Below are 20,930 nucleotides of genomic sequence, written 5' to 3' on the forward strand. Positions count from 1 at the left end.
TGCCGTTGCTGGCAAGTGGCCGGCTGACAGAAATCCCGGCGCCGCAAAGCGGCGCCGGGAGACGATGGCTAGGGACTGCCGACCCGGCGTTATTCGGCCGCTGCCGGGGCCATGAACGCCGTGACTTCAGGCACGGTGCCGGTGAACTTCTCTATCTCGACCATGCAGGTGTGGGCGGAGGTCGCCTGGGCCAGCCTGGACGTGCCGATATCGATGGTGAGAACGTTCGGGTCGCCGTATTTGCACAGCGTGTTCGGATCGGTGATATCCTCCGGATCGTACCAGGCGCCTTCCTGGACCTGAATGACGCTGGCGCGGATGTCGTCGGTCACCTTGGCGCCGGCGAGGATCTGGCCGCGGCCGTTGAAGACGCGAACGATGTCGCCGTCGACGATACCGCGGTCGGCCGCATCCTTGGTGTTGAGCCAGCACGGCTCGCGACCCTTGACCGCATAGAGTTCGCGGGCACTGGAACCGCACAACTGCGAGTGCATCCGGTAGTCCGGGTGACTGGAGTTGAGATGCAGCGGATAGGTCTTGTCCTTCTGGCCGAGCCATTCGACCGGCTCCATCCAGGAGGCATGCGGCGGGCAATCGTCATAGCCGAATTTCTCGATCTCGTTGGAGAAGATCTCGATCTTGCCCGTTGCCGTCGGCATCATGTTCATCAGCGGGTCTTCCCTGAAGTCCGCATATTTCACACGAAGCTGGTTGGCTTCCGGCGTCTCGAATTCGACGATGCCCTGTTCCCAGAATTCCTCGAATTCCGGCATGGCGACGTCCTTCTTGGCGGCCAGGTCCCGGGCCTGGTTGTAGAGGTCGGCGATCATGTCCTCGGGCGTCTTGCCTTCGGTGAACTCCTTTTCCACGCCGAGCCGCTTGGCGAGTTCGACGAAGATCGCCCAGTCGTCGCGGGCCTCGAACACCGGTTCGACGATCTTGGCCATCTTGACGAAGGCCTGGTTGGCGACGACGCCGACGCGTTCGATGTCGTTGCGCTCGCACGATGTCGTGGCCGGCAGGACGATGTCGGCAAAGCGCGCCGATGCGGTCCACTGGATGTCCTGGATGACGACGGTTTCGAACTTCTTCCAGGCCTTGCGCATGCGGTTGCGGTCCTGGTGGTGGTGGAACGGATTGCCGCCGACCCAGTAGGTCATCTTCACATCCGGATAGCGATGCTTGCCGCCATTGTGCTCGAACTCGCCGCCGGGATTTTCCAGCATGTCGACGATCCGGGCGCATGGGATGGTGACGTGGCCCTTGTCTTCAGGCCAGGCCTTGATTTCGTTCCGCTTTCCGGGGCTGATGGCGCTGCCGAGCGCCGGGCCGTTCGATTGTGCGACGCCGGCGTTGTCGAGATGGTAACGCTGGCAGAAGCCGCCGCCCGGCAGGCCGATCTGACCGATCATCGATGCCATGGTGATGAACATCCAGGGCCACTGTTCGCCGTGCTGCTGGCGCTGCGGCGTCCAGCCGGTGACCAGCATGGTGCGGCCGGCAACGAACTGGCGGGCCAGTTCGCGGATCTTTTCAGCCGGGACTTCGCACTGTTCTGCGGCCCATTCCGCGGTCTTTTCGATCTTGTCCCAGCCCGCGCCCTTCAGGTAGTCGGCGAATTTCTCGAAACCGAAGGTGTAGTTCTCGATGAAATCCTTGTCATAGAGGTCTTCGGTCAAAAGCGTGTGGCAGATGCCCAGCGCCAGCGGAATGTCGGCATGCGGCCGGGCCGGCAGCCATTCGCCGTCAACCTGCTTGCACAGGTCGATATTGACGGGGTTGATGAAGATCTTCTTCAGCTCCGTCTTGGCCTTCATGCTGTCGAACCAGTTCTTTTCGCCATGGTCGGGAATGGCGGCGGAAATCCGGTTGTCCTTCAGCGGGTCGGAGGCCCAGAAGACGATCAGGTCGCTGTTTTCCATGATCGAGCGATGGCTGGTCTGCGGGCCTTCGGCGTCGATCTGGCCGAGAATATAGGGCATGATGCCCTCGAGCGCGCCCTTGGAATAGTCACCGGTGCTGAACACGGCGCCGCCGTTCAGGTTCATCAGCTTCTTCAGCATGTTCTGCGGATTCTGGACGCGGCCGGAGCTGCGCCATCCATAGGTGCCGGTGTAGATCGCCCAGGGACCTTCCTCGTCGTGCAGGCGCTTGACTTCATTGGCGACCAGATCGAGGGCCTGCTCCCAGGAGACGCGGACAAAATCACCCGAGCCGCGGCTGTCGCGTTCGGCCTTCGGTCCGTTTTCGAGATAGGCGCGGCGAACCATCGGATATTTGATGCGCGCCGAATTGTAGACGGTGTCCTGGACGCCGATCAGGGCCGGATTGGGATTTGTATCCTTTTCCCACGGGCGCAGGCTGACGAAGCGGCCGTCTTCGACGGCGCCCCAGAAGGCGCCCCAGTGCGAGCCGCTGAAGATTTCCTTCTTGCCGTCCGCGGCGAAGGCACGCGCCACGGCGCCCGGCAGGATCGCGCCGGCAGCGCCGATGACCGCAAGCGAGGATGTCGCCGTCAGGAACCTCCTGCGCGACAGCGAACCGGACATCAGATTTTGGACAGACATAATATTCTCCTTTATCTTTCGAAGCTTAAGCTTGTCTGGCAATTTGGGTTTGCGCGTTCTTGCCAGGGGAACGACGGGCGGCGATGGTTTCGCCTTTGCCCCTTGGTCCTTTCTTCACTGCCCCGCGCTAGCGCGGGCTTGGATCGAGTTCGGCCGGGCGAAAAGCCAGGTCAGGCGGCAACCGGGCGCCGGGGCAAGGCAGCGGCTCGCTGAGCAGCCGGTTGAGCAGGCGGGCCGCGCCGGCATAGAAGCCGGTCTTGTCGAAGTCGCCGCAGGCCTTTGCGAAGGCGGGAACCCAGCTCCTGAGCCGTTCGTGCAGCGACCGGACCGTGGCGATATCGCCCTGGTCCTCCGACACGCCGGCCAGCCGCAATGTTTCCTCCAGCAGCGACAGTTCGATCACCAGGTGATCGGGCGCTTCGGGAAAACCCTCGACCGGCTGCATGCTTTGCTCGCGCAGCAGCCTGGCCATCTGGCCGGCCGGTTCCTGGAACAGGCGGCCGGTGCCGACATAGGCCGATTCATAGGGAGGCGCCGACATCGGGCCGCCGGCCCCGAGGAAAAGCAGGCAGAAAGCCTTGTTGAGCTCGGTGACGCCGGCCTTCGGGGTGCCGAAGGCGCGGGCGATCCCGACGAGTTCGGCCACGTCATCCTGAAGCAACGGGATCCGCGACAGCAGTGCGAGCGGGCCGGTATCAGCGGGAAGCGTCATAGCCTCGAGCTCGGCGAGCTCCAGCGGGGTGCCGAACAGGCCGCTCAAGGTGGCGACGGCATCGGCATAATGCGGTCCGGAAATCCTTAGATGGGCATTCATGGTCTTGAACCTTCGTTTGAGGGGGAACCCGTGCCCGGCCGATGCCGGGCAGAGCCGGTGATCAGGCGTCCGGCGAGTCCTTCGGCATGTCCTTGGCGTGCAGTTGCAGATAGCTCTGCAGGAAGCGGACCTCCTCGACGCTGAGCGACGTGTTGGCCTTCATGTCCTTGAGGATGCCGGCCCACTGGTTGGCGAGGAAATGGTCGGGACCGGGCGCGCTGTGGCAGGTGCCGCAGGCTGCGTTGTACATTTCGTCGCCATAGCCGACGATGCCGTCGCGGTCGGCGGTGAAGGTATCGATCCTGGCCCAGGCGGTGAGCGTCCCTTCCATCCAGTTGAGACCGGTCTCGGCATCGTTCTGGATTTCCTTGACGTCAGCGCCCTTGGCCATGTCGGCGGACAGGGTGGCCAGGAAAAGCCGGCGTCCCATTTCCTTGACGAGGACGCGCTCCATGCCTTCCTGCATCCAGCCCTCGATGCCGATCTTGATCCAGTCGCCATCGCGCTCCAGAACGGTGACCTGTGTCATCGGCAGGATGCTGCCGTCGCCCTTGCCGGCGTCATCGGCGGGTTTTGCCGCGTACAGCTTGGCCGACGTGAGCGCATAGAGGATATCGGCGCTCTGGTTGTCCTTGGCGGCGCCGGAAAGCGTTGCGAAGATCGACTTGTAGCCGCTCGACATGTCCGGCAGCTCGTGGGCGATGCCCTTGTGGCAATCGATGCAGGTGCCGCCGTCAATGGCTGCCTGCTTCATCTTTACGGCCTTCGGCTTCTGGTGCTCGAAGTCCATGGCGTCAAAGGAGTGGCAGGTGCGGCACTGCGCGGAATCGTTGGCCTTCATCGTGTCCCAGACCGTCTGGGCCATGCGCAGGCGCTCATGCGTGAACTTCTCGCGCGTGTCGATCGTGCCGGCGAGCTCGCTCCAGAGATCCTTCGCAGCCATCAGCTTGGCCTCGTAGAGCTCGAGGCCGCTCTTGGGGACGTGGCAATCCGGACAGCCGGCGCGGACGCCGGAGGGGTTCTTGTAATGGACGGTTTTCTTGTATTCTTCAAAATTGTTGTCGGCCATGCTATGGCAACTGACGCAGAATTCGGTCGTCGTCGTCATTTCCAGGGCACTGTGGAAACCGACGAAGCCGACAACGCCGATGATCACGCCGGCGCCGCCGACAATCCCCATCGTCGCGGGACGCGTGAGGAAGCGGAACGCCGCTTTGAAAGGATTGGTCATTCTGTCACCCGGAATATCGTTAGCCCACTGGAATTTGGTAGGTTCAGGATGGCCGGATGGTGTAAAGGAACGCCGCTGCGATGTTTAATGAACGAAACTCAATTGTAAACGAAATGAGACCGAGGGCATGAAGAGCGGGCTTTCCGTCAGTCCACAGGATATCAGGATCGCCGTCGTCGACGACGAACCGGTCATCCAGCAGACCCTGCGCGCCTATTTCGAAGCGGCCGGTTTCAGGGTTTCGAGCGCCGACAGCGCCATCGCCCTCCGGCGCCTGATGGACCGCGAGCAGATCGATCTGCTGCTGCTCGACATCCGCCTGCCCGACTGCGACGGACTGACGCTGATGCGCGAGATCCGTGCGAAGTCGAACGTGCCGGTGATCCTGGTCACCTCGTGCGCGGAAGAGGCCGACCGGGTGGTCGGACTGGAACTCGGCGCCGACGACTATGTGACAAAACCGTTCTCCTCGCGCGAACTGCTGGCAAGGGTCAACACCGTGCTGCGCCGGACGATGAGCTCGCAGAAGGCGGTCAAACAGGGCCAGCGCCGCTTTCACGGCTGGACGCTCGAGCTGGATGCCCACAGGCTGACCTCGCCGCAGGGGGAGACGAGCCGCCTGACCCACGGCGAATTCGACATCTTGACCGCCCTTACCCGCAATCCCGGACGGATCATGAGCCGCGACGACCTGATCGCGGCGGTGACCGACCGGGAATGGAACCCGAACGATCGCACCATCGACGTGCTGATCAGCCGGCTGCGCCGCAAGATCGAACCCGATCCGGCCAAGCCGACGATCATCGTCACCGAATACGGCCTAGGCTACATCTTCACCGAGCGCGTGACCTGAAGCCCTCGCGACCGTGCGGGATATTGCCCCTCAGCCAGGGGCACGGGCCGAAGGCCTTATAAAGCCTCCATCGCCGCTTCACGCTCTTGAACGCCCAGCTCCCTGGCCGCGCGGGCGGCGAGCGCTTTGAGTTCGCCCTCCAGCCCATCCAGCAGCGCGTCCACGGCAGTAGCGGCCGCAGCGTAATCGTCTTCATCGGCGGCGCATTCGGCCTGCCCGGCAAGCCGTGCGATGGTCGCGGCCCCGACATGGCTCGCCCCTCCCCGCATCCGGTGGGCGATGCGCGACACCACCTCGAGCTTGCCGCCCGCCATCGCAACCCTCAGTCCGGCGGCCATGCCGGGCGTTTCCGAGATATAGAGCTCGACGATCTTGCGGGCCCATTCGAGCCCGAGATCGCGCGCATGCTGGGCCAGGATGCTGCTGTCCCCCGGCAGGGTCTGTGCTGCCGGCGGACGCGGCGCCATGCCGATTGCCACGGCCATCGCCGCTTCGAGATCGGCCCAGCGGTAGGGCTTGCCGACGAAACCATCGAACAGGGTCCGCTCCTCGCCCAGACGCTGGTCGGCCGACAGGTCGGCGGTCAGGGCGACGATCGGAACCGTGGCCCGCGTCTCGTGGCCGAGCTCGCGGATCCGCCGCGTCGCCTCGATTCCGTCGAGGTCCGGCATCGACAGATCCATCAGCAGGATATCGAAATCGTTCTCCGCTGCCGCGTCGATCGCCGAGTATCCGTCGCTCACCACCGTCACGTCGTGGCCGGCGCGCACCAGCAGCGCCTTGGCGATCATCGCGTTCACCTGGTTGTCCTCGGCGACCAGCACCTTCAGCTCCGGCAGCGCCACGCCATCGTCCGGGTCCGGCGCCTCGGGCATGGAGTCGTCCGACGGCGCGAACGGCATGCGCACCGTGAAGACGGTGCCGCCGCCGGGCGGGCAAACGAAGTCAATCTCTCCCCCGACCTGCGCTAGAAAGCCCTTGCAGATCGCAAGCCCCAGCCCGGAGCCGCCGAAGCGGCGCGACACGCTGCCATCGGCCTGGATGAAGGGTTCGAAAAGCGTGGCGCGGCTGGCTTCGGGAATGCCCATGCCGGTATCCGCGACGACGAAACGAAGCCAGAGCAGGTCTTGCGTCGTGGCTGCCGGATCGAGGTCGACGCTCAGGCTGACGGACCCGGTTGCCGTGAACTTGACCGCATTGCCGAGAATGTTGAGCAGGACCTGGTCGAGCTTGCCGGGGTCCCCGACCAGGCGGTCGGGGACGTCCTTCGCGATGGTCGAGCGGTAGTCGAGGCCCCTTTGCAGGGCGGTGGAGCGGATTGTCGCCTCGACCACGGCGATCTGCTCGGCCAGCGAAAAGGCGATCTTCTCGATGGTGGAGCGGCCGCTCTCGATGCGGGAATAGTCGAGGATATCGTTGACGATGTCGCGCAGCAGATGGCCCGACTTGGCGAGCCCGTCGATCCAGATCCGCTGCTCGTCCGACAGGGTGCTGCCCTCGAGCAACTGGACCGAGCCTAAAATGCCGTTGAGAGGCGTGCGGATCTCGTGACTCATCATCGCCATGAACTGGGATTTCGCCCGGTTGGCGCGGCTGGCATGGGCGACCAGATCGTCGCGCAGCTTGTCGATCCGTCCTTGCAGGCGCTCGTTGGACACGGCCTTGCGCCGCAGGCCCTCCAGCGTGGCGGCGATGGCGCCGGGCTCGTCGGGCCAGCGCGAGGCCGGGACCGGCACCTGGTAATTTCCGCTTTCCAGTCGCGCCAGCGACACGGCGAGCGAGGCGAGCGGCACCGACAGCCGCGTCCGGATGAAGCGCAGGGTCAGAAAGCTGAAGGCGAGCGCCGCAAGCAGAACGAGCGTCGAAACGGCGAGGCCGGACAGGGCGGCCTGCTGTTCGACTTCGGCGCGCTGAAAGGCGATATCGAGCGCCATATGCCCGGTCGAGAGGATCGGCTCATAGGCGTCGCTGCAGTTTTCGGACCAGGCCTTCGGCGCGTCAACGGGTTCACCGCTGCCTGACAGGCCGTTCAGGATGTCCGACATCACTTGCTGGGTCTCGGCCGTCTTCAGGCGGCCCCGGCGGATGGCGTCGAGCAGGTCAGAGCGGTAGGGCAGATGCGAGGCGGTCCGCTCCATCTGCACCCACAGCTCCCGATAGGCGCCGATATCCTGCTGCCAGCCGTCGCGTTCGTCGCGGGTAAGCGGAATGTCGTGTTGCACCTGGCGGCGGAAGCCGGAGCATTGCAGCGCGTAGCGGTCGCGAATGGAATAGGAGAGCTCGCGGATGGCGACCAGTTCGCCGAGCTCGGGGTTGAGCGCCCTGAGCCGCGTGCCGACGGTGGTGGCCGTTTGTGCGAAGGCGGCGGCAAGGCCGTAGATCGCCTGGCGCCAAGGCTCGATGGCCGCGACATCGCGCTGGTCGCGCGGAAGCTGCGTTTGCGCCAAGACAAGGGAACGCGTCCGGGAGACGCGATCAAAGGCCTGGTCCATTGCAGCAAGCTGGCCGGAATTGCCGTCGGCATCGTGGTCTTCCAACGTCCTGCGGGTGGAATCGAAGATATCGTCGACCCTTGCCATCATCGCCTGGATCGGGGTCGCGGCATCGTCTTCCTGCAGCAGGCTGACGCCCGCGGTGCCGATGCCGCGCCTGACCTCCGTCGCACCAATGAACAGCATCCGGTCCATGGCGACGAGGGCGACGACATTGCGGGCATCGACGAAACCGCGCCAGGAAACCCCGGCGCCGGCCAGGGCCGCCACGATGATGATCGCCACCGTGGTGGCGTAGAGCAGCTTCACTCCCTGGGTGACGGACTTTCTGAACATGACGCTTTCCTCGGCCACGGCAGAACGGCGGCCTGACGGGATTCCGGGCGCCTGGCCCGCTGATCAGGCCAGGGCTATCGCATTTGACAAGGTTTCCTCCCGGCCCGCCCGACCAGCGGGAGGACCCCACCCGGTTTAGCCTCTCGGGGATCGAAAAGAGGCGGGGACGATCGTCATGCTACCCTCCAAGCACCGACATGTGACGGCCGATACCCTGGACATCCTGCGCGCCGATGGTGAACGTATGGCCGCGCGGCTTGCGGGCGATCGCCCCGAAGATCAGCGACGAGACCTGTTCGTCACTGGAATCGCGGCGCAGCGCCTCGCGCAGATCGACGGATCCTTCCTTGCCCATGCAGGTGTATAGCTCGCCTGTGCAGGCGACCCGGATGCGGTTGCAACTGGCGCAGAAATCGCAGGAAAGCGGCGTGATGAAGCCGAGCTTGCCGCCGGTTTCCTCGATCCGGACATAACGCGCCGGCCCGCCGCTCCGATCGGCAAGCGGCGTCAGCGTGTAGCGTTTTTCCAGATCCTGCTTCAGTGTGTCGAGCCGCAGATGGCTTTCCTTGCGGTCGTGGCAGACATTGCCGAGCGGCATCTCCTCGATCAGGGTCAGATCCATGCCGCGCCCGTGGGCGAAGCGGATCAGGCCGTCGAGCTCCTCCTCGAAAGCGCCCTTCATGGCCACGGCGTTGAGCTTGACCTTGAGGCCTGCGGCAAGCGCGCTGTCGATGCCGTCAAGCACCTTGGCCAGATCTCCCCAGCGGGTAATGGCGCGGAAGCGGACGGGATCGAGACTGTCGAGCGAGACGTTGACGCGGCGCACGCCGGCCTCGTAGAGCGGCTTGGCGTGGTGGGAGAGCTGCGAGCCGTTGGTGGTGACCACCACCTCGTCGAGTTCGCCGTTGCGCAAATGGTCCGACAGCATGTCGAACAGGCTCATGATGTTCTTGCGCACCAACGGCTCGCCGCCGGTGATGCGGATCTTGCGCACGCCATGGCGCATGAACACCGCAGACAGCCGGTAGAGTTCCTCGAGCGTCAGCACCTCGCGGCGCGGCAGGAAGGTCATGCGCTCGGACATGCAATAGGTGCAGCGCAGGTCGCAGCGGTCGGTGACGGAGAGCCGGAGATAGGTGATCTGACGGCCAAAGCCGTCGGTCAGGGATGCGCCGGCGGCGGGAAGGAGGGAGTGAATGTCTGCCATGATGATCTCAGTTACTTTGCCGGGCAGGCGCCGCCTGTCCCTTGATGACCGCTTGCACGAGCGGTTGAGCGCCAAAAGGCGCGGCAGGGCGTGCAATCAGGCCCGTTGCGACCGGCTGTGCGCTGCCCTCCGCATCGGCTATGCACCTGGCCTTCGGTTTCTCATGCATTCGACGTCTCCCGGCACTCAAAGGCATTGCCCGAGGATCTCTCTGCGGGAGGAGACGACCGGTGTCCTTGATCTATCGCAAGGTCCGCTGCCGACGCGCCGGCATTCCCCAAACAAACGGCGGTGCTGGAGGACCTGACGGGAGAGGCCGCGGTTTCCGGCGCCCGGAAAGGCAAAGAGCCCCGCGGAGGGGCTCTTTGTTATCGTTTGGATTTTTGGGGCCTGATTGAGCGGAGGCGTGTGATTTCGGTCTGGATCACACCCGCGATTCCGGGCCAGGGGCGCCGGCGTGGGAGCCCGGCGTGCCGGCTTGTCGCCGGTCAGATCGCCCAGTAGAGGCTTTTGGCCTGCTGGTAGGCGCGCATGCCCTGCAACCCTTTTTCGCGACCCAGGCCCGACAGCTTGTAGCCGCCAAACGGCGCTGCGATGGAGAGCTGCTTGTAGGTGTTGATCCAGACAGTGCCTGCTTCGAGCGCCCGCGCCACCCGCCAGGCGCGGCGGTAATCATTGGTCCAGATACCGGCTGCGAGACCAAAGACGCTGTCATTGGCTGCCGCGATGAGATCTTCTTCCTCGTCAAAGAGCATGAAGCACAGGACAGGACCAAAAATTTCCTCCTGCGCAATCGGCGACGAATTCTCAATTCCACCAATGATGGTGGGAAGATAATAGGCGCCTTCGGCGAAAGCATCCCCCTCGGGGCGCTTGCCGCCAAGCAGGATCTCGCCTCCTGCGTCGACGCCCCGTTTGACGAAACCTTCCACGCGGTCACGGTGCGCAAACGACGCCAGCGGACCCAGCACGCTGTCGGGATCGGTGGGCGGGCCGACGCGCATCGCCATGGCTGCGGAGATCAGCAACTCGCGGAACCTGTCCGCCACGGCACGTTGCACAAACAGCCGCGATCCGGCGACACAGGATTGCCCGGTGCCCCCGAAAATGCCCGACGCAACGGATTTCGCCGCGGCCTCCAGATCGGAATCGGCAAAGACGATGTGCGGGGACTTGCCGCCCAGTTCGAGGATCATCGGCACGAGCCGGGCTGACGCCCCGCGTGCAATGCTCTGTCCGGTGGAGGTGCCGCCGGTGAAGGATATGAGACCGATGCCGGGATCCTCGACCAGCGCAACGGCGGTGTCGACCCGGCCCGCTATAACCGAAACAAGGCCTTCCGGCACCCCTGCCGTCACCGCGCATTGCCCCAGGGCAAGCGACACGAAGGAGGTTGTTTCAGCAGCCTTCAGGACCACGGCATTTCCCGCCGCGAGCGCGGGCGCAATCTTCTGCGCCCCCATGGTCAAGGGCGAATTCCACGGCGTCAGCGCCGCCACCACGCCCACAGGTTCGTGAACCGTCATCGTGAAGTAGTCGCCCCGCGCAGGCGGCATGGCGTCTTCGCTGCATTCGCACACCGCGGCGTAGTAGCGGAAGATGCCGGCGGCCATCATCGCCTGCGCCCGGCTTTCCTTGCGCGTCTTGCCGTTTTCCAGCATCTGCAATTCAGCCAGATGATCCGCCTGGCGTTCGATCTCGTCGGCGGTCCGGCTCAGGAACCGCGCCCGTTCGTGCGGCGGCCGATGCCGCCAGGCCGTTTCCCGCAGTGCGCTCTCGGCCTTGGCAATGGTTTCCCTCACCTGCGCCGCGCTCGATGTGGCAACCCGGCCGATAAGGCTTCCATTGGCGGGATTGACCACATCCAGGACAGGCCCGTCTCCTGCGACCGGCCTGCCGCAAATCAGCAAGGGCTGCACCTCATCCTTCACTGGCAGCCGGGCGGGTACGTCTAGCAATGACATCGACTATTCCTTTAAATGCCCAGGTAAGCGGCACGGATCTCGGGGCTGGCAAGCAATTCCCGCCCCGAGCCGCTCATGGTGACGCGCCCCGTTTCCAGGACAATTCCGGTTTCTGCGAGGGAAAGCGCCATGTTGGCGTTCTGTTCGACAAGCAGCACGGTCATCCCCAGATCACGGTTGATTTCGGTGATGATCTTGCCGAGCTCGGCCACGATGATCGGCGCAATTCCCAGCGACGGCTCGTCCAGGAGAAGCAGCTTGGGTTGCGCCATCAGCGCACGGCCGATGGCCGCCATCTGCTGTTCCCCGCCCGAGAGAGACCCCGCCATCTGGCGACGGCGTTCCTTGAGCCTGGGAAAGTAGCCGAAGACACGGCTGAGCATGTCGCGTGACGCGGCCCCGTCGGAGACCGTGTAGGCCCCCATGAGCAGGTTTTCCTCGACGCTGAGCCGCGGGAAAAGGCGACGCCCTTCAGGGGACATGGCCACGCCGAGCTTCAAGGCATCGCCGGGCCGTGGCGTGACGATCTCGCCACCCACCCGGATCTCTCCGCCGGACGGCGCCACAAGGCCGCAGATCGTTTTCAGCACAGTGCTCTTGCCCGCGCCGTTGGAACCGACAAGCGCCGCGATTTGTCCCCTGGGCACGTCGAAGCTCACATCGTACAGCGCCTCCACGGGTCCGTAATTAACGCTCAGCCCGTTGATCGAAAGATCACTCGACATGGTGTTCTGCCCCCAGATACGCCTCGATGACCCGCGGGTCCTTCTGAACCATGCCCGGGCTGCCCTCCGCTATCTTTTCACCGTGGTGGAGAACGACGATATGATCGCAGATCCGCATGATCAGGCGCATGTGATGTTCCACGATCAGAACGGACAGGTGGAAACGCTGCTGGAGAGTGGTCAGCATCGAACCGAAGCGGTCCACCTCCTCCGGATTGAGCCCTGCCGCCGGTTCGTCGAGCAACAGGAGGGCCGGGCGGGTGGCCAATCCGATTGCCACCCCGAGCCGCTTCTGATGGCCATAGGCAAGGGTCCCCGCCTCGCGGTCCGCATAGGCCGTGAGCTCCAGCGCATCCATCACATCGACCACGGTTTCTTCCGCGGCCCTCACCGCATCACGCGCGGAACCACCGCCGATGATGGAGGCAAGCGTTCCGACCTGGTGGCGCAACAACGCGCCGCGGACAATGTTCTCCCGCACGCTTGCGGTGGGAAACGTCGTCGCCGACTGGAATGTTCGCGCAAGGCCCCGCTCCACCACCCTGTGGGGCGGCAGACCGGCGATGTTCTCGCCTCGAAACATGACCCTCCCGGCGCTGGCGGCCAGGGTTCCGGTAATCAGGTTGAAGCAGGTGGTCTTGCCCGCTCCGTTCGGTCCGATCAAGCCGGTGATCTGGCCTTCCTCGGCCTCGAAATGGACGTCGGAGAGCGCTGCGAGACCGCCAAAACGCTTGCCCAGGCCTTCGACTTTCAAGATCGCGCTCATTCGCCTGACCTCCGCCATTGAGAAAGCTTGCCGGGCAGCGCGGTCAGTCCCGCCGGCAGGAACCGCAGGACGATGATCAGCACCACGCCATAGATGATGTGCTGGTATTCCTGGGCGCTTCTGAGAAATTCAGGCAGCGGAACCAGGAATAGGGCGCCGACGAGCGGTCCTGCCAGCGCCAGCCGTCCACCGACCACGAGGATGATGACGTAGGAAACGGACAACTGGAATGCGAAGGTGACCGGTGAAATGAACCCTATGTAGTGGGCCATTATGGCGCCGGTGAACCCGGCGATGCCGCTGCCGATCACAAAGGCCATGTTCTGGGTTCGCGCGGTGGGAATCCCCGAGGATTCCGCAAGCGCCATGTTCTCCTCGACGGCCGAAAACCAGCGCCCCAGCGGGCCGCGCCTGATGGTCCACAACAGCGCCATCACGGCAGCGAGCATCAAGAGGGTGAACACATAGACCTGTGACTGGTCGCGCAACTCCCACCCGAAGAGTGAAATCTTGGGAATTCCCGCAATGCCGCTTGATCCTCCGGAAACGGAGGGAAACTCGAGCATCACGAGCCGGAACAACTCGTTGAGCGCAAAGGTGATGAGAACGAAATAGACGCCCCGCAGCCGCAACAAAGGCGTGCCGATGATGTAGGCGACCGCTCCGGAGAACACTGCGGCGGCCGGAAGGCCAACGAGAAACGGCATGTCCAGTCGCGTCACCAGAAGCACGCAGGTGTAAGCGCCAATTCCGACAAAGGCGCCATGCGCCAAAGAAAGCTGGCCGACCCAGGCAATTGTCGCCAGGCCTGCGGCAGCCATCGCCCCCAGGCAGACCATGATGGCAATGTGGAAATGAAACACGCTGCCGGTGAACCAGGGAACAAGGGCAAGCAGCGCCACGCACAGGGCAAAGCCCAGGCTGCCCAGGCCGGCCCGCTTGGGCGGCGACGTAACGGATGTATCACTCATGCTTCGCCCCGTCCGAGTATGCCCGAGGGGCGAATGAGCAAGACTGCAACCACCAGGGCGAATGTGACGATGTCGGCCGCCGAGGCGCTGACAAAGGAACTGGTGAAGCTCTCGATGAGCCCCAGGAGCAAGGCCGCCAGGGCAGCGCCCGGGATGGATCCGAGCCCGCCGAGAATCACGACGATGAAGGCCTTGAGCAGCGGGGCAGCGCCGATGAAGGGCGAAACGCCGAAGAGCGGCGCCATCAGCGCGCCCGCGACGGCTGCGAGCGCAATCCCCAGGCCCAGACCCAGCGGGTACATGATTTCAAGCCGCACGCCATAAAGCGCAGCCACCTGCTGATCCTGAACCAGCGCGCGCAAACCGCGTCCGAAACGGGTGTGCATCAGCAGAACGTAAAAGCCTATCAGCACGACCACGCCGATCCCGAGCGTGAGGGCACGGGATTTCGGAATGATCAGGTCTCCGAACCGCAACACGCCGGAGACCATTGCCGGAAAGGCCTGCGGGTCAGGACCGAAAAAGATCAGCGCGCCATTCTGCAGGATCATTGCCAGGCCCAACGACGCGATCATTCCGGACAATTCGTCCGATCGGAAAGGCCGGAACACCACCCTTTCCACAAGCGCGCCCAGCAAGACGGCAAAGACCACCGTCAGCGCCAGCGTCGCCGCATAGGGAAGGCCGAGCCAGGTTACACCGATCAGCGCCATGAAGGCCCCGATCATATAGAATTCGCCGTGGGCGAAATTCACGATCCGCATTATCCCGAAGACCAGCGTGAAGCCGATGGCCATCATCAGATAGAGCGTGCCCAGAATGACGCCGTTGATCAGCGATTGCGCGATTAGGAAACTCACGAGGCAAGCCTTTCGTTACAGTAGCCGCGCGATGTTTCCATCGCGCGGCAGTGCTGTGGTTACTTGCATCCAGCGGTGGTGCAGCTTGCAACAATCACTTCATTGCCGTCTTCGACGCGGGCAATGTAGAAGGGGGAGTCGAGCTGGTGCGCGATCCCGTAGGCGTCCTTGCCGGTCCAGTTGAGGGTGCCCAGAACGCCTTCGTAGCCGCTGATGTTCTCGAGCGCCGTCTTGACCGCGGCGGTGTCTTCGACCGTGCCCGCATCCTTCATGGCCTGGAACAGCATCTTAGTGCCATCGTAGAAGAAGGGGGAGAAGCCGTTCATTGCTTCGCCATAGGTGTCGCTGTAGCGCTTCTGGTAGGCAGCGGCCGTTTCGACCGCGGGGTTGAAGGCCGAGTGCACGAACATGCCTTCCGTCGCCTGCTTGCCAGCCACATTGACGATTTCCTGCGTGGCCGGGCCACCGGTGCGGATGATCACGCCTTCGAAGCCGATGTCGCGGGCCTGCTGGACGATCTGGCCGGCGGTGACGGGCGAGTTGCCGTCAAGTTCGATCGCATCCACGCCTTGCGCCACGATCCGGGTCAGCAACGGAATGAAGTCGACGCGATCGCGCTCGAAGAATTCCGTCGCGGTCAATTCCGCACCGGCCTTCTTGTAGGCAGCGCCGATGTCCTTGGCGATCGCTTCGCCGGTTTCATCGTTGGGGAACAGCGCGCCGACCGTCTTGATCTTCTGGCTTGCCACCAGCCAGTCGATCTGCGGCTGCGCAACCTCGGCCGTCGTGGGATTGGGGCGAAAGGTGTAGGGCTTGTCGGCCGACAGCGCCTTCGCGGTAAAGCCCAGCGTCAGGGTGATCACGCCGGCTTCCTCGGTGATCGGCTGGATGGCCAGGATAGGCGCGGAACCGACCGTTCCGATGATGTATTTCACCTTGTCCTCGAAGACGAGGCGATTGGCTGCGGTCACGGCCTCATTGGCCTTGTAGGCGTCATCATAGGCGATGACCTCGACCTTGTACTTGGTGCCGGCGACCTCAAGCCCGCCGTCCTTGTTGGCGTCTTCAGCAGCCAGTTCAGCCGCGCGAAGCATGCCGTTGCCCCAGCTCGCGCCGGCGCCCGACTGTGTCACCAGGGCGCCGATCTTCAGCGTCTGTTCCTGTGCGGCGGCGTTGCCGGCCAGGAGCGCGAGCACCGATGCGGCGGCAAGAATTGTTCTCGATTTCATTACTGAACCTCCCATTCAATCAGATCGTTAAAGTGCCGAAGGATCCGGCGTATTGACCGCTATCTGCTCCAGCACGGGATGCAGATAGGCGGTGAATTGCGCGTAGTTTTCACTCATCGGAAAATGCCCCAGACGCTCCATGACCACGGCCTCGCAGCCGGCGATGGCGCGGGCGGTGGCGAGCGTGTCGGCGGGGCGGCAGGAAAAGTCATATTCGCCGGTGAGCAGCCAGAGCGGGCATCGCGACGTGTCGATCCGGGCGATTGTCTCGCGCAGATCGCCGTCGACGCGGTAGAACCAGAGGTCGCCCTTGAAGATGCCGGGCCCGCCCTGCATGTAGTGCCAGAGCGTCTCGTGCCTGTCGGCTTCCGGCCCGCCCGGGGCAATCAGTCCGGATATCAGCCCGGCGCAGACTTCGCCGCCATGCACATCGGGGCGATGGAGCCAGTCGGTGTGATACCAGGGCGCCTGCCATGCCGCCCCCTGCGCACCGATCAGGGCCGAGAACCGATCCGGATGGTCAGCGGCGAGCTGCAGGACAATGCGTCCGCCGATCGAGCAGCCCTGCACCGCGGGACGCTCCAATTCCAGCCCGTCGCAGACTGCCAGGATCGTGTCGACATAGGCTTGGGTTGAAAGCCTGTATTCCTCGTCCTGATAGCCCTCCGGCGGGCTGGATTTCCCATGCCAAGGCATGTCGAACGCAATGACGCGGAACCTGGAGGTGATCGCCTCGTCCAGCATCAGGCCCCGGTACTGGCGCGCATCCGCGCCCGCCGTGTGCAGGCACAGAAGCGGCAGTCCGCTGCCCGCCTCCTCGACATAGATGCGGTGCGCACGCCCGCCGATGTCGAGACGAAGATAGCGACCCAGGATCGGATCAAATTTCGCACTCATGCCTGGCCCCTTGGCAAGGCGAGAATGTCCTTGATCACCTGCAGATGGCGCATCAGCGGCAGGAAATTGCCCTCGATCACCATGCGGCCATGACGGCTCATTCCGAAAATATCCGCGGCATCAGGCGGCGGCATCCTGCGCCAGTGATCCCCCCAGACGGAAGCGTCGCCACGCAACGCGATGTCCCAGCCGTCCATTGGTCCCTCGGCGTTCCCGACCTTCAACGTCCCGTCATGAAGCATCAGCCGGCACCGCGCGGCGCCCGCGCAGAGCAGCATGGTGATCCGGGCGCGCGCCGCACGGCGCGGCAGCGAAGGATGCGCGTCGAAAAGCACCGGGAGTTGCGAGAAATCTGCAGGCATATCCGTCATTCGCCCCTCCTCCAAGGTCTGCTGTGCGGAACTGTCGTTCTATTTAATAGGCATTTTTGAAACGGCTTGGCAATCGCTTTTTTGTAGAACGGTCCCCGCCGACGCATTTGGCGCGAAACAATCTGTTGCGTCTAGCGGAATTATCGGTCTATTTTAAGCCGCAACGGAGGATGATCATGGCAGACGGAAAATACAGCGCGGACCTGTCGAACGCGGATGTGCGAAGGGTCGGAACCGGTCTCGTGCGCCCCGAATCGGTCCATGTGCTGGGCAACGGAACACTCGCGGTATCTCACCGCGGCAGGGGTGTCAGCTTTATTTCAGCCGATGGCAAGACAACCACGCTTGGCCCGTCTCCGGCACTGGCCGGCGGCGAAGAACTGATTCCCAACGGCATTGCGCCGCAGGCCGACGGAAGTTTCCTGATCGCCAATATCGGTGAAGGCGGCGGCATCTGGCGCTTGTCGCCGCGGGGGGAACTGACGCCCTTCCTCATGGAGGTCGACGGTGTTTTTCTCGCCGCTGCGAATTTCGTCATGACCGATGCGCTTGGCCGGACCTTCGTGACGGTCAGCACGGTCAGTCGCCCGCGCTTTGCCGCCTATTCGGACAAGGTCAGGGACGGCCTCATCGTGATGATCGATGAAAAGGGCCCGCGCCTGCTGGCCGACGACATCTGCTTTTCCAACGAATGCCGCCTGACCCCGGATGGAGCCTCGCTCGTGATCTCGGAAACGTTCTCCCGCAAAGTCACGCAGTTCAGCCTGGGGGCAAACGGGCTGAGCAATCGCCGCACATTCGCACAGTTCGGCCGTGGCGATTTCCCCGACGGCATCCGCTACGATGCGAAGGGCAACCTCTGGGTGACCTGCATCGTCAGCAACCGTCTCTGGAAAGTGGCGCCGGATGGCGCCAAGTCCCTCCATCTTGAAGACTGCGACGACACCTGGGTCGAGACCGTGGAAACCGCTCTGGCCGCAGGGAAAATGGGCCGCGAGCATTTCTACGAAACCGGCGAAAGCCAACTGGGCAACATCGCCAGCATCGATTTTTCCGCCGACGGCGGCACGGCCTATCTCGGCTCCCTGTGCGGCACATCGATCCTTTCCATACCAACATCCAAGGGAGACGCCGCATGACCACATCCGTGATCGGATTTGCCGGCCTCGGCGTGATGGGCGAGCCCATCTGCCAGAACATCCTCACGAAATCAGGCGCCAGGCTCCATGTGTTCGACATCAATCCCGAGCCGGTCGAAAGGCTGAAGGACCTGGGCGCGATCCCGACCGGCAGCATTGCCGAACTGGCGGCGAAAGTGGATGTCCTCTTCCTGTCTCTGCCAGGCGGGCCGCAGGTCGAAGCCGTGATTCGCGGTCCGGGCGGCGTCTTGGAAAATGCCCGCCCCGGTCTTCTGCTCGTCGACACCTCCACGGCTCCCGTCAGCCTGACGCGGGAACTGGCGGGCGAACTTGCCGCCCGTGGCGTCGACTATGCCGATGCGCCAGTTGCCCGGACAAGACAGGCGGCGCAGGACGGCACCCTCTCCATCATGGTGGGCGCCAGCCCCGAAATCTTCGAACGGGTGCGGCCGCTGCTCGCCCATGCAGCCACCGACATCACCCATTGTGGTCCCGTCGGCTGCGGCCAGGTGGTGAAAATACTCAACAATATGGTGCTGTTTGAAACGGTGGTCGCGTTGTCCGAAGCGCTGACACTGGGCAAGGCGGCGGGCGTTGATCCCACCTTGCTGTTTGAAACCCTGTCCAAGGGCTCCGCGGACAGTTTCGCCCTGCGCAATCACGGCATGAAGTCCATGCTGCCGGGCCATTTCCCGACCGGCGCCTTCCCGACGGACTACGCCCTCAAGGATGTGAGCTACGCGATCGACCTCGCCTCGCTGACGGGCTTCAAGGTCCCCGGCGCCGAACTGGCGCAGGCGCGGATGGAGAAGGCGCGGGCTCAAGGCTACCAGAACAATTACTTCCCCGCGCTGGTGCAGGTCACGGACAAGGTCTAGCCCATGGCGGACTGCAGATCGGCGTCCATGCGCCTAGCGCTGCATTCGGGTGCGGTGCCGACATTCTTTCCCGGCATGCCCTATGGTAGATTCGTCCACGGGCTTCATCCGCATCCGGTCCTGGCACGACAGGCGCGACCGCGCGTCATGCATCCTTGAGGATGCGGCCTTCGAAGAGGCTTGGCGCCCGAGGTTAATGGGTGCAGATTTCGCATTGAAGTGGAGACTTCGTTCTGCTTAACAGAACAAGTACGAAGACAACCTAACCCAGGGGCGATTCTTGAGCGTACAGATCGACACCGACACCGAAATCGACAAGGAGCATCGCGGAGTGGCTGCGGTCGATCGTGCCTTTTCGATCATTGCTGCCCTTGAATCGTCGAGCATGCCCCGCAACCTCTCCGAGATCTCCCGGACGACGGGCCTCTACAAGAGCACCATCCTGCGCATCCTTCAGTCGCTCCAGGGCGCAGGCTATGTGGTGCGGGTCGAGGAATCCAAATACGCGCTTGGTCCGACCATCATGCAACTGGGGCTTGCCTATGAGCGCGCCAATCCGCTGCGGCATCTGTTCCTGCCCATCATGCAGCGGCTGGTGGACGCAGGCTCGGAAAGCCCCTCGTTCCATGTCCGCCAGACCAAGGATGAGCGGCTGTGCCTGTTTCGGCTGAACTCGAACCATTCCACGCTCGATCGCGTGCACACGGGTGACCGCTTGCCGATGCATCGCGGCGCTGCCGGCAAGGTTCTGCTGGCCTTCGATGAAGAGCCGGCGGACGGCGCCGACATGGACGAGATCAGACGGACCTTTGTGGCCGTTTCGCTGGGCGAACGCGACAAGTTCTGCGCCGGCGTGGCGGCGCCTGTCTTTTCCCAACGCAACCGGCTGCTGGGCGCGCTGTCCTTTTCCGGCCCGAAGGAGCGCTTCACGCCGCCAGATGTCGAACAGATGAAGGTCACCATCCTGGCTGCCGTTCGGGAGCTGACCAAGGAACTCGGCGGCACCTTCCCGATCTGAACCGGCCCCGGCGGTCCCGCCCGCAGCCGCCATGATTCTCCCAGGATATCCGGCAGGATCAGCGATGATCCCCGAGGAAGGGAGCCGCCTTGTCAGGGCCTGACCTGCGCTTCAATGGCTGTCTTGTCGATGAGCGAGAAGACTTCTGCGATCCTGCCTTCTCTCACCGTGTAGAAAACATGTTCGTGGAAGACGACGCGCCGTCCATTGACCGGAACGCCAAGGAAGTCCTGGACAGGCGTGCAGTCGAACCGAAGCCGTGCGGCGACATGACTTTCATTCGCCACGACGAGATCGGCGTTGAAATGAAGGTCCGGGATGTTCCGGAAATCCTCTTCGAGCATGGCCCGGTAGCCATCCACCCCGAGCAGGCGCCCATTGTGGACCACATCGGCGGCCACGAATTCGCCAAGCTCGTTCCAGGCACGGGCATTCAGGCAGGCGATGTATTTCCTGTACATGCTGGCTGTCGCTGTTTCCTGTGATGACCCAGTCATTGTCAGACCCTCCTAACGTCACTGTTCTGCAAGGATAACGCGCGAGGCGCAGGCCACGGCAGGAAGAAGTCATGACCTGTATGATGCGGTTGAAGGTCGCGCGGGACATGTGGGC

Annotated in this window: 18 protein-coding genes; 4 read left to right on the forward strand and 14 right to left on the reverse strand. The window is 63.6% G+C overall.

Features of this window, described 5'->3' with window-relative positions:
- Positions 1-89 precede the first annotated feature (89 nt).
- The 3 genes from torA to LL06_RS16175 all read right to left on the reverse strand — a co-directional run bounded on the left by torA (position 90) and on the right by LL06_RS16175 (position 4,612).
- Positions 90-2,567, reverse strand: a complete 2,478-nt coding sequence (gene torA, locus LL06_RS16165) for a trimethylamine-N-oxide reductase TorA (protein ID WP_035529133.1) — start codon at positions 2,565-2,567, stop codon at positions 90-92.
- A gap of 127 nt (positions 2,568-2,694) precedes the next feature.
- Positions 2,695-3,381, reverse strand: coding sequence for a molecular chaperone TorD family protein (locus tag LL06_RS26450; RefSeq protein ID WP_052161644.1), 687 nt, complete (start codon positions 3,379-3,381; stop codon positions 2,695-2,697).
- A 61-nt stretch (positions 3,382-3,442) separates the two neighbouring features.
- Positions 3,443-4,612, reverse strand: a complete 1,170-nt coding sequence (locus tag LL06_RS16175; RefSeq protein ID WP_035529136.1) for a NapC/NirT family cytochrome c — start codon at positions 4,610-4,612, stop codon at positions 3,443-3,445.
- A 127-nt stretch (positions 4,613-4,739) separates the two neighbouring features.
- Here LL06_RS16175 and LL06_RS16180 point away from each other — a divergent pair, with 127 nt between their 5' ends.
- The gene (locus tag LL06_RS16180) at positions 4,740-5,465 is read left to right on the forward strand and encodes a response regulator transcription factor (RefSeq protein WP_052161645.1); all 726 of its coding nucleotides are present in this window, start codon (positions 4,740-4,742) and stop codon (positions 5,463-5,465) included.
- A gap of 56 nt (positions 5,466-5,521) precedes the next feature.
- On the opposite strand, the gene LL06_RS26455 is transcribed toward LL06_RS16180, so the two are convergent.
- The 10 genes from LL06_RS26455 to LL06_RS16230 all read right to left on the reverse strand — a co-directional run bounded on the left by LL06_RS26455 (position 5,522) and on the right by LL06_RS16230 (position 17,298).
- The gene (locus LL06_RS26455) at positions 5,522-8,293 is read right to left on the reverse strand and encodes an ATP-binding protein (RefSeq protein WP_052161646.1); all 2,772 of its coding nucleotides are present in this window, start codon (positions 8,291-8,293) and stop codon (positions 5,522-5,524) included.
- 178 nt (positions 8,294-8,471) lie between these two features.
- Entirely contained in the window at positions 8,472-9,500 is a 1,029-nt protein-coding gene (gene moaA / locus LL06_RS16190) for a GTP 3',8-cyclase MoaA (protein ID WP_035529137.1), read from the reverse strand.
- Positions 9,501-9,988: 488 nt separating this feature from the next.
- On the reverse strand, positions 9,989-11,464 hold the full coding sequence (locus tag LL06_RS16195) for an aldehyde dehydrogenase (RefSeq protein ID WP_052161647.1): 1,476 nt from the start codon (positions 11,462-11,464) through the stop codon (positions 9,989-9,991).
- 11 nt (positions 11,465-11,475) lie between these two features.
- Positions 11,476-12,189 carry an ABC transporter ATP-binding protein gene (locus tag LL06_RS16200; protein ID WP_035529143.1) on the reverse strand — a complete coding sequence of 238 codons (714 nt, stop codon included), beginning with the start codon at positions 12,187-12,189 and terminating at the stop codon, positions 11,476-11,478.
- Positions 12,179-12,955, reverse strand: a complete 777-nt coding sequence (locus LL06_RS16205) for an ABC transporter ATP-binding protein (protein ID WP_035529146.1) — start codon at positions 12,953-12,955, stop codon at positions 12,179-12,181. The genes LL06_RS16200 and LL06_RS16205 overlap by 11 nt, the downstream gene beginning before the upstream one ends.
- Complete coding sequence (locus LL06_RS16210) at positions 12,952-13,857, reverse strand: branched-chain amino acid ABC transporter permease (protein ID WP_244447158.1); 906 nt, start codon at positions 13,855-13,857, stop codon at positions 12,952-12,954. Before LL06_RS16210 ends, LL06_RS16205 begins: the two co-directional genes overlap by 4 nt.
- A 65-nt stretch (positions 13,858-13,922) precedes the next feature.
- A complete protein-coding gene (locus LL06_RS16215) occupies positions 13,923-14,786 on the reverse strand; it encodes a branched-chain amino acid ABC transporter permease (protein ID WP_035529148.1) in 864 nt (287 codons plus the stop codon).
- Positions 14,787-14,845: 59 nt separating this feature from the next.
- Complete coding sequence (locus LL06_RS16220; protein WP_035529149.1) at positions 14,846-16,015, reverse strand: ABC transporter substrate-binding protein; 1,170 nt, start codon at positions 16,013-16,015, stop codon at positions 14,846-14,848.
- A gap of 27 nt (positions 16,016-16,042) precedes the next feature.
- On the reverse strand, positions 16,043-16,912 hold the full coding sequence (locus LL06_RS16225) for an alpha/beta hydrolase (RefSeq protein ID WP_035529151.1): 870 nt from the start codon (positions 16,910-16,912) through the stop codon (positions 16,043-16,045).
- Positions 16,909-17,298 (reverse strand): hypothetical protein, encoded by a 390-nt coding sequence (locus LL06_RS16230; protein WP_244447159.1) that lies wholly within the window; start codon positions 17,296-17,298, stop codon positions 16,909-16,911. The genes LL06_RS16225 and LL06_RS16230 overlap by 4 nt, the downstream gene beginning before the upstream one ends.
- A gap of 161 nt (positions 17,299-17,459) precedes the next feature.
- On the opposite strand from LL06_RS16230, the gene LL06_RS16235 reads away from it, so the two are divergent.
- From LL06_RS16235 to LL06_RS16245, 3 genes are all read left to right on the forward strand, one after another.
- On the forward strand, positions 17,460-18,422 hold the full coding sequence (locus LL06_RS16235) for an SMP-30/gluconolactonase/LRE family protein (protein WP_035529224.1): 963 nt from the start codon (positions 17,460-17,462) through the stop codon (positions 18,420-18,422).
- A complete protein-coding gene (locus LL06_RS16240) occupies positions 18,419-19,300 on the forward strand; it encodes an NAD(P)-dependent oxidoreductase (protein ID WP_035529156.1) in 882 nt (293 codons plus the stop codon). The genes LL06_RS16235 and LL06_RS16240 overlap by 4 nt, the downstream gene beginning before the upstream one ends.
- Positions 19,301-19,580: 280 nt before the next feature.
- Complete coding sequence (locus LL06_RS16245; RefSeq protein ID WP_052161649.1) at positions 19,581-20,318, forward strand: IclR family transcriptional regulator; 738 nt, start codon at positions 19,581-19,583, stop codon at positions 20,316-20,318.
- 92 nt (positions 20,319-20,410) lie between these two features.
- On the opposite strand, the gene LL06_RS16250 is transcribed toward LL06_RS16245, so the two are convergent.
- Positions 20,411-20,779, reverse strand: coding sequence for an ester cyclase (locus LL06_RS16250; RefSeq protein ID WP_345775685.1), 369 nt, complete (start codon positions 20,777-20,779; stop codon positions 20,411-20,413).
- Positions 20,780-20,930: the final 151 nt, after the last annotated feature.

The organism is Hoeflea sp. BAL378, from assembly GCF_000759435.1.
Lineage (GTDB): Bacteria > Pseudomonadota > Alphaproteobacteria > Rhizobiales > Rhizobiaceae > Hoeflea.